The organism is Parapedobacter sp. ISTM3, from assembly GCF_016533505.1.
Taxonomy (GTDB): Bacteria; Bacteroidota; Bacteroidia; order Sphingobacteriales; family Sphingobacteriaceae; genus Parapedobacter; species Parapedobacter luteus.
Genome location: NZ_JAENGN010000042.1, coordinates 1 through 1,897, shown reverse-complemented (window position 1 = coordinate 1,897; position 1,897 = coordinate 1). Strand labels below are relative to the sequence as shown.

At 59.5% G+C, this 1,897-nt stretch carries 2 protein-coding genes; both read right to left on the bottom strand.

Features of this window, described 5'->3' with window-relative positions:
- Positions 1–660 (bottom strand): PorP/SprF family type IX secretion system membrane protein (locus tag JHJ32_RS22420; protein WP_200122922.1); only part of this gene is annotated, 660 nt, incomplete at its 3' end.
- Between the two features lie 44 nt (positions 661–704).
- On the bottom strand, positions 705–1,897 hold a 1,193-nt coding region (locus tag JHJ32_RS22415), incomplete at its 5' end, for a gliding motility-associated C-terminal domain-containing protein (RefSeq protein ID WP_200122915.1).

Genomic DNA, 1,897 nt, shown 5'->3' with positions numbered 1-1,897 from the left:
CCCCCCGCCCAGGTTCAACAGCGCTCCGCCCATGAAATAAATGTGCCGGCGACGGCGGATATTGTCCGTCGTCGTGTTGTCCCAGCGGAAAATATTGTTGCTCTGGTCGCCCGACAGCAGGTCCATCACCGAAATGCCCGCATACCATCGGGGGTTGTAATAGTACACCCCGAACCGGATATCCGGAATGAAATTGCTGATCCGGTTCGGCGGCACAACCGGATCGCCCGATGACACCGGGTCCAACAGCGTCCCGTCAAGGCTGTACTGCGTAACCCCGGCCCCCAGCCCGAAACTCAACCGCTGCGTATCTTCGTCGTTGAGCCGGAGCCTGAAGGCGTAGTTCACGTACGCCGAGTTGGCAGACTGCGGACCCAGACCGTCCGCGCTGAGCTGCAGCCCCAGCCCGTGGCGCTTATAACCCAATCCGTCCAGCAGGCCGTCCACCGACAGCAGCGCCGTCTGCGGCGCACCATCAAGACCAACCCACTGGCTGCGCATCCCCAGCTGGCCGAACCACTCCTCCTTGTAGCCCGCATAGGCCGGATTGATGCTCATCGAATTGAAGATATACTGCGTGAACTGGATGTTCTGCTGCGAACGGACGGCAAACGGCAGCCCCGCAGCCACTATGCATAGCATTATACGTATCTGTTTCATGTAGTTCTGATTGACTAATCGGGTTAATTCCATGTTCTGTCCTCCTATCGCCTTTTCAATACAACCCATCCTTTTTCCACCTGGCGGCTGTTGCCCTTGTGCAACGTCAATATGTAATAGTACGTGCCTTCATGGATGTCGCCCCCGCCCCACGAATTGTCGTAATCACTGTCCCGGTAAACCTCGCCTCCCCAGCGGTTGAACACCACCAGCTCCGCCCGGTCAAACCCTTCGAGCCCAACGATTTCAAACCGGTCGTTCTGCCCGTCACCGTTCGGGGTGAAAATGTTGGTTACCTTCAGCGGATTGGCCACCACCGTCACCACCACACCGGCAACGTTGCTCCAGTTGCCGCCGCTGTCCTGCACCCGGTACGAGAACCGATCCTCCCCTACATACCCACGAGCGGATACATAGACCACCGTGCCATCAACGCCGACGGAAACCGTGCCGTGCTGCGGCTGGCTCACCAGCTCAATGGAAGCCGCATCCAGCGGATGGCTGCCTGCCACGTCGTTGGCCAGCACCGAGATAGTCAAAGCCCTGTTCGACGTCCCGCTCACCGCATCATCCAGCGCCTGCGGCGGGTGCACCGGTGTCGGCATTACCGTGCCCTCATTGTCTTCTTCATCCGGATCCGCTTCGTTCCCTTCAATCCGGGCAGTATTCCGGTACTCGCCGGAAGCGTTGACGGTCACCGTCATCCGCAGCGTCGCACGGCCGCCATTCCGGAGCCGGCCTACGCTCCATACCCCTGATCCTTCATTGTATGTACCAGCCGAAGCATCATACGAAACGAAGGTATATCCCGAAGGCAGTTTATCCAATACAGATACCCCTGTGGCATCGTCCGGACCGTTATTCACGACTTCCAGGGTAAACACAACGGTCTCCCCTACCAGCGGCGTTCGGTTGTCTACCGTCTTCATCACCGCCAGCCTTGACACAGGGGTTGCTGCCTGTTCCACCGGCAACGTCGGCGCACTGGCATCGACCGGGTCCGTACGGCGCTCCGGATCGACCACTACGGCCGTATTGGCTATTTCGGCAATGCCTATGGGGTCGCTGTCGACCACCACGTCGAAACGGACAGTCCTTGTGCCGCCCCGCGGAACGTCGGTCACCCATTCCAGACGGTTGCCTGCCGTGACGAATGTGCCGCCATTGTCCGCGGTGCCCGCTACGTATGACGTACCTGCCGGCATGACATCGCTGATTTCGAGCCCTGCGAGGTCAG